The sequence below is a fragment of the Saccharothrix luteola genome (genome assembly GCF_020859565.1).
Lineage (GTDB): Bacteria > Actinomycetota > Actinomycetes > Mycobacteriales > Pseudonocardiaceae > Actinosynnema > Actinosynnema luteola.
The window spans coordinates 109,383-115,382 of sequence record NZ_JAJHUO010000034.1 but is presented as its reverse complement, the minus strand read 5'-3'; the positions used below and the strand labels follow the sequence as shown (position 1 = coordinate 115,382).

General features: G+C 69.4%; 8 protein-coding genes and 1 pseudogene. 1 reads left to right on the top strand and 8 read right to left on the bottom strand.

What is annotated here, in order from left to right:
• Window positions 1–18 precede the first annotated feature (18 nt).
• The 6 genes and pseudogenes from LNK82_RS38170 to LNK82_RS38155 all read right to left on the bottom strand — a co-directional run bounded on the left by LNK82_RS38170 (window position 19) and on the right by LNK82_RS38155 (window position 3,350).
• Window positions 19–1,470 carry a DHA2 family efflux MFS transporter permease subunit gene (locus tag LNK82_RS38170; RefSeq protein ID WP_230571724.1) on the bottom strand — a complete coding sequence of 484 codons (1,452 nt, stop codon included), beginning with the start codon at window positions 1,468–1,470 and terminating at the stop codon, window positions 19–21.
• A gap of 235 nt (window positions 1,471–1,705) precedes the next feature.
• Window positions 1,706–1,836, bottom strand: a pseudogene (locus LNK82_RS38165) (hypothetical protein); the annotation flags it as partial.
• A gap of 85 nt (window positions 1,837–1,921) precedes the next feature.
• On the bottom strand, window positions 1,922–2,230 hold the full coding sequence (locus LNK82_RS38160; protein WP_230571723.1) for a hypothetical protein: 309 nt from the start codon (window positions 2,228–2,230) through the stop codon (window positions 1,922–1,924).
• Between the two features lie 14 nt (window positions 2,231–2,244).
• Entirely contained in the window at window positions 2,245–2,529 is a 285-nt protein-coding gene (locus tag LNK82_RS48470; protein ID WP_372470754.1) for a dual OB domain-containing protein, read from the bottom strand.
• On the bottom strand, window positions 2,498–2,734 hold the full coding sequence (locus LNK82_RS48465) for a dual OB domain-containing protein (RefSeq protein ID WP_372470755.1): 237 nt from the start codon (window positions 2,732–2,734) through the stop codon (window positions 2,498–2,500). The genes LNK82_RS48470 and LNK82_RS48465 overlap by 32 nt, the downstream gene beginning before the upstream one ends.
• A 121-nt stretch (window positions 2,735–2,855) precedes the next feature.
• Window positions 2,856–3,350, bottom strand: coding sequence for an FBP domain-containing protein (locus tag LNK82_RS38155; RefSeq protein WP_230571722.1), 495 nt, complete (start codon window positions 3,348–3,350; stop codon window positions 2,856–2,858).
• An 80-nt stretch (window positions 3,351–3,430) separates the two neighbouring features.
• Between LNK82_RS38155 and LNK82_RS38150 the strand changes: the two genes are divergently transcribed.
• Entirely contained in the window at window positions 3,431–3,997 is a 567-nt protein-coding gene (locus tag LNK82_RS38150; RefSeq protein ID WP_230571721.1) for a TetR/AcrR family transcriptional regulator, read from the top strand.
• Window positions 3,998–4,051: 54 nt separating this feature from the next.
• Here the strand turns inward: LNK82_RS38150 and LNK82_RS38145 are convergent, their stop codons facing one another.
• A complete protein-coding gene (locus LNK82_RS38145; protein ID WP_230571720.1) occupies window positions 4,052–4,912 on the bottom strand; it encodes an isocitrate lyase/phosphoenolpyruvate mutase family protein in 861 nt (286 codons plus the stop codon).
• Between the two features lie 89 nt (window positions 4,913–5,001).
• On the bottom strand, window positions 5,002–5,529 hold the full coding sequence (locus tag LNK82_RS38140; RefSeq protein WP_230571719.1) for a cupin domain-containing protein: 528 nt from the start codon (window positions 5,527–5,529) through the stop codon (window positions 5,002–5,004).
• Between the last annotated feature and the right edge of the window lie 471 nt (window positions 5,530–6,000).

The following is a 6,000-nucleotide window of genomic DNA, read 5'->3' as shown; positions in this document are numbered from 1 at the left end:
CCCCCCCCCCGCCGTTCGCTAGTGCGGGGCGTCTTCCGCCTTGCCCGCCTTGATCATGAACGAACCGACCACCGCGACCAGCGACAGGATCGCCGCCAGCAGGATCGCGGCGTGCATGCCGCCCATCTCCGCGCCGACCTTCGCCTCACCGGCCGTGGCCAGCTCGGCGGCACGCGCGCTCATCACGCTGACCAGCAACGCCACGCCCGCCGCGGCGGCGAGCTGCTGGGTCGTGCTGAAGATCGCGCTGCCGTGCGAGTAGAGCCGGGCGGGCAGGGCGCCGAGGCCGGAGGAGAACAGCGGCGTGAACGAGAACGCCAGGCCCAGGCTCAGCACGAGGTGGAACACCAGCACGAGCGGCGTCGGCGTGCCCTCGTCGAACGTCGTGGCGAACCACAGCGAGCCGCTGGTGGCGACCGTGCCGACGATGAGCAGGACGCGCGGACCCACCCGGTCGTAGAGCCGGCCGACGAACGGCGACAGCAGCCCCATCAGCAGACCGCCCGGCAGCAGCAGCAGGCCGGTGGCGAGCGGGTCGAGCGCCAGCACGTTCTGGGTGTAGATCGGCAGGATCGTGACGACGCCCAGCAGCAGGCCCATCATCACCATCATCAGCGCGCTGGCCAGCGTGAACGTGCGGAAGGCGAACGTCCGCAGGTCCAGCAGCGCCCGTTCGTCCCGCTGCAGTCGCACCTGCCGCAGCACGAACGCCGTGATGCCGACCACGCCGACCGCGAGCGACGCCCACAGCGTGGCGGACGCCCCGCCGCCGGTGTGCCCGATGCTCGACAGGCCGTAGACCAGGCCGCCGAAACCGAACACCGACAGCACGACCGACAGGATGTCGATCGGCGCGCTGCTCGCCTCGCCGATGCGGGTGACCCAGCGCAGGCCGAGCACCAGCGCGGTCACCGAGATCGGCAGCACGACCCAGAACATGGCGCGCCAGCTGAACAGGTCCAGCACCACGCCGGACACCGTCGGCCCGATGGCCGGCGCGACGGAGATGACGATGGAGATGTTGCCCATCACCGCGCCGCGGCGGGCCGGCGGCACGAGCGTCATGACGGTCGTCATCAGCAACGGCAGCATGATCGCCGTGCCACAGGCCTGCACGACGCGTGCCGCGAGGAGCACTTCGAAGCCGGGAGCCAGCGCGGCGAGCAACGTGCCCGCGCTGAACAGGCCCATCGCCACGCCGTAGAGCGTGCGGGTGGTCACGCGTTGGATGAGGTAGCCGGTGATCGGGATGACCACCGACATGGTCAGCAGGAAGCCGGCGGTGAGCCACTGGCCCACGGCGGCGGTCACGTTGAGCTCGGTGAGCAGCACGGGCAGTGCGACGCCCATGATGGTCTCGTTCAGGATGACCACGAACGTGGCCACCAGCAGCACGCCGATCACGGCGCGGTCGGCGCGGGTGAGCGCGGGCGGCGACGTCACGGCGTCGGACACACCTGCGGAAGTCATGCGTGGATCCCCCAGAGGAAAAGACGGGCGCGACAAAGAGGCAACGGCGCCCCGAACACGCCAACCCTACCTCCGGGGATGCCGACGACAACTCACTTTTTCCGTCAGCGAACCTCGCCGGGGCTGCGCCCGCTCGGACCAGGTGCTCGACCGCGACGCCGCCCCAGCGCTCCGCCAGGTACTCCGCGACCAGCCGGCGGTGGCAGTGGCGGGGCTTGTCCTCGCTGCAGAGCAGGACGGCATGACCTGCGTCGGCGCCAGGTCGGGCCGGTGGGTGCAGGACATGCCGCAGAGCTTGCGGAGGAAGTACTTCAAGTCGTCACGCTGGGCGAAACCGGCCAATTGCGACACGTCGTTCAGCCGCACGTCGACGAGGGCCACCGCACCCGAGTCGCGCAGCAGGCCGAAGAACCTCTCCGCGACTTCTTGGTGAAGCCGATGGTGTAGATGTTCATACCTCTGTCACCCCGTCGTCGCGAAGCTCTTCGTTGACGTACGCGATCCGTGACTCCTGACGACTCAGCGCCTCGTCGAGCCGCTCGGTCCGGGACCCCTTCTGGAGCCGTTCGAGCCCGCTGACGAAGTCCGGTGTCTTGGCCAGGACGTCGTGCTGGACCCGTCCGTCGACGTAGCAGCTCAGGTCTTCGGTGCGCGCTCCGAGTTCCTTGCCGAGGAAGGCGTACTCGATGCCGGCGTCGTGACGGCGGAGCAGCCGCACCAGGTTCGCGAGATCGTGCACGGAATGGCCGATCGTGAACACCGCGCCCGGAATCGTCACCGGCCACCGGACCCGACGCCGGACCGCTCGACGACCGCCGCCACCAGCTCGTAGAAGTAGCCGTTGCACGCCTCGGCGAGGCTCACCGTCAGCAATGCCTCATCCAGCCGGTGTTTTCCGAGCCATTTGGCCCGAAATCTCTCTTCGTACACCGGAACGGTCACTTTCAGCGCGTACGCCGAGGCACTGTGGCGAAACCGGGCCTGGACCTCCGACAGCTTGCCGGAGAGCGGATGGGCGCGACGCACCTCAAGTTGTCGGGGCGCTCCTCGAAACCGCATAACTCGTCCCACGCGATTCCGCCGCGGCACGGAGATGACGTCGAGGACCGGGTTCCGCTCCGCCGCGGTATTGCCGCTCCAGTGGCGACACCTCATGACCTGGCCGACCGCTGACCGGACAGGTCCATTGTGGACCACCACGGCCGATCGCGATGCCCGCGACACACCGCCCCTGGTGTTTGCGGGAATTGACCAAGCACACCATCAGCTTGGTCACCGCCACGCGTCCCCCTCCGGGACCACCTATCGGCTATCGCCGATGCCGGCGGAGCGGTGGTACCGAGAATTCGATTGCGGCACGCCGGGATCGGAACGTCGAGCGATGCTCAGCCGGTCACGCGCGCGAGGAAGCTGTTGAGCTTCACGGCGGTCCGGTCGGCCAGTTCCGCGACCGTGAGCGACTCGTGCAGCCGGGAGCCGGGGCCCGCGTCCTTCTTGCCCCGCAGGTAGAGCGAGCACGCCAGGTCGGCGCAGAGGTAGGCGCCCACGGAGTTGCCCTGCTGACCCTCGCGGCCCGCCTTGCGCGCCGTCATCAGGGCGACGCCGCCGCCCGGGTGTGTGGTCAGGCACAGCGAGCACATCGTGCGCCGCGGCTGGCCGGCGTGCGGGGACGCCAGGCGCAGCGCCACGCCGACCAACCCGTCACCGGAGGCGGCGACCAGGTAGGCGCGTTGCGGTGACGCGGGATCGCGCCAGCCGAGGAAGTCCAGTTCGTCCCACGGCCGCTCGGACAGGTCACCCGGCACGGACAGGCGCTTCGCCTCGCCCTTGGTGCAGTTGACGAACGACGCGCGGATCTCGCGCTCGGTTACGGGTTCCATGCACCCAAGCTACGTCAGCTAGGTGACAGGGACAAATGTATAAGTGCTAGCCTAGAGCCTCTAGGTTCCGGGAGGACGACATGGCACGCGCGGGGCTGACCGTCGAACGCCTGGTCCGGGCGGCGGCGGAGTTGGCGGACGAGGTCGGTTTCGACAACCTGACCGTGTCGGCGCTCGCACGCCGGTTCGGCGTCAAGGACGCGAGCCTGTACTCGCACCTCAAGAACGCCCAGGACCTGCGGGAACGGGTGGCGGTGCTGGCGCTGGCCGAGCTCGCCGACCGCGCTGCCTCCGCCCTGGCCGGGCGCGCGGGCAAGGACGCCCTGGTCGCCTTCGCCAACGCCTACCGCGACTACGCCAAGGAGCACCCCGGCCGGTACGCCGCCATGCAGGTCGACCTGACGCCGGAGATCGCGGCCACGAGCCGGGCCGACCGGCACTCGGAGATGACCCGCGCCATCCTGCGCGGCTACCACCTGCCCGAGCCGGCCGAGACCGACGCCGTGCGCCTGCTCCACAGCACGGTGCACGGCTACACGGCCCTCGAAGCGGCGGGCGGCTTCCGGCACCACCCGCGCGACACCGAGGCGTCCTGGTCGAAGACCCTCGACGCGCTCCACGCCCTCCTCGGCAACTGGCCGTCCTGACGCGCGGTTCGAACGCCACCCGCCTCGTCCCATGTGGACGGACGGGCCCGGGTGTCAGCGCGCCAGCTTCCGCCAGGCCTCCAGCCCTTGCAGGGTGAAGATGTCGTCCAGGGTGGCGATGCCCGACTCGACCCCGGCGGTGTGGCCGGCGCGGACGATCTCGCCGAAGGTGTGGCGCAGGGCGAGGACCTGCGCCCTCAGCCCTTGGTTGGCGTAGATGACGATCGCGGCGCCGGCGCGGTGCGCGTCCTCGGCGTGCCACGCCGGGTACGTCGTCGGCACCACCGCCACGGGGACGTCGCGCACCCAGCGCGCGAGGAACGCCGCGACCTCGACCTCGGTGCTCTGCTTGGAGTGCACGAGCACGGCGTCGGCGCCCGCGTCGGCGTAGGTGTGGCAGCGCCGCAGCGCCTCCTCCAGCCCGAGGCCCGCGATGAACGCCTCCGTCCTGGCGATCACCAGGAAGTCCTCGCCGCGCTGCGCCTGCTTCGCCACCGCGATCCGCCGCGCGAAGACCTCGGCGTCGACCAGGCGCTGATCCTCGCCGACGAAGCTGTTCATCTTGGGGAACAACTTGTCCTCGACGCACACCGCGGTGATCCCGGACGCCTCGTACTCGTGCACGAGGTGCGCGAAGTTCAGCTCGTTGCCGAAGCCCGAGTCGCAGTCGGCCACGACAGGGACACCCACGGCCCGCTGCATGTGCACGGCGGCCTCCAGGTAGTCGGTCATCGTCAGCAGGCTCGCGTCCGGCAGGCACCGGGCCGCCGAGACCTCGAAGCTGGACGACCACACCGCGTGGAAACCGGCCCTCTCGGCCAGCACCGCGCCGAGCGCGTTGTGCGCGCCGGCGACCTTCACGAGTCCGCCGCGCGCCAGGACGTCGCGGAAGGACGGGTGCAACCCTCGGATCACTCGGTGCTCCTCGTCGTGCGGGCCGGAACCGGTGTGGCGCGACGCCGGCGGGCCGCCGAACGGTGTCGGCGGCCCGCCTGGTCGCGTGCTCAGAAGTTGACGGACAGCAGGCGGGCGTTGCGCCCGCCCAGCGCCGTGAACGTGTGCGAGACGTGCGGGCTGATGTAGATGCTCGCCCCAGTGGGCAGGTCCGCCGTCTTCGGCGCGGTCTCGTCGCCCCACTGCATGTGGACCGAGCCCTCCATGACGTAGATGAACTCGTGCGCGGCGTGCCCGCCGTTGAACTCCGCCCGCTCCGGGTCGTCGACCAGGACGTCCACCACGAGCGGGACGAGCATGGGCACCGACGGGCTCCGCACCAGGGAGCGGTAGACGTAGTAGTCCATGCCGCCGCGCCTGCCGACGACGCTGGAGTCCTCCTCGGGCAACTGGAGCCGGACCCCGTCGGTCAGGTCGTCCTCGGGTGCGGGCACCAGGTCGGCGATGCTCGTGCTCAGCGCGGCGGCGACACCGGCCAGGCCGGTGAGGTCGAGGGGCTCCTCGGGGGAGCCGGACTCCCAGCCCCGCACGACTGAGACGGGCACGTCCAACTTGGTCGCCAAGGCCGCCTGGTCCATTTTCACCACAGCACGGCGTTGCTTGATCCGGTTTCCCACTTGCGTGTTGAGATCTGCGCCCATGACGTGGTCGACCCTCCTCATGTCCGTTTTGCGCACCAACCTGCATTCGAGCCGGAAGCCTTGGCTGTCGCGTTGGGGCCGAATGAGGGACGACATCGGAAGTCGGGCGTCGCCATCGCTTCGGTCGGTTCTGCGCCATGCCGTCAAAGTGGCACCAGTGTCAGCACACCCCCGACCGGACCGTCAAGGATGTTGGGCCGAAAGTTGGCCGCGACGACAAGATTAAACCGATACTACGCCTACTTGGAAAATTCTTACCCAGTCACCATAAGCGCACCCGAAGAAATTTTACAAGATCACTTCGTGCATTCGCGTCCGCTTTCCGGAACGCGGTGGAACACGAAAACTTTCCGCGCCACCGGACCATCGTGCGCAGCTCCTCTCGTTCGATCGGCGGATCGAACCGGA

What these genes read in the sequence shown, in the direction of transcription:
- LNK82_RS38170 (WP_230571724.1), bottom strand. Translation starts at nt 1,470, where the DNA reads ATGACTTCCGCAGGTGTGTCCGACGCCGTGACGTCGCCGCCCGCGCTC.
- LNK82_RS38150 (WP_230571721.1), top strand. Translation starts at nt 3,431, where the DNA reads ATGGCACGCGCGGGGCTGACCGTCGAACGCCTGGTCCGGGCGGCGGCG.
- LNK82_RS38155 (WP_230571722.1), bottom strand. Translation starts at nt 3,350, where the DNA reads ATGGAACCCGTAACCGAGCGCGAGATCCGCGCGTCGTTCGTCAACTGC.
- LNK82_RS48465 (WP_372470755.1), bottom strand. Translation starts at nt 2,734, where the DNA reads ATGGTGTGCTTGGTCAATTCCCGCAAACACCAGGGGCGGTGTGTCGCG.
- LNK82_RS48470 (WP_372470754.1), bottom strand. Translation starts at nt 2,529, where the DNA reads ATGCGGTTTCGAGGAGCGCCCCGACAACTTGAGGTGCGTCGCGCCCAT.
- LNK82_RS38140 (WP_230571719.1), bottom strand. Translation starts at nt 5,529, where the DNA reads ATGGACCAGGCGGCCTTGGCGACCAAGTTGGACGTGCCCGTCTCAGTC.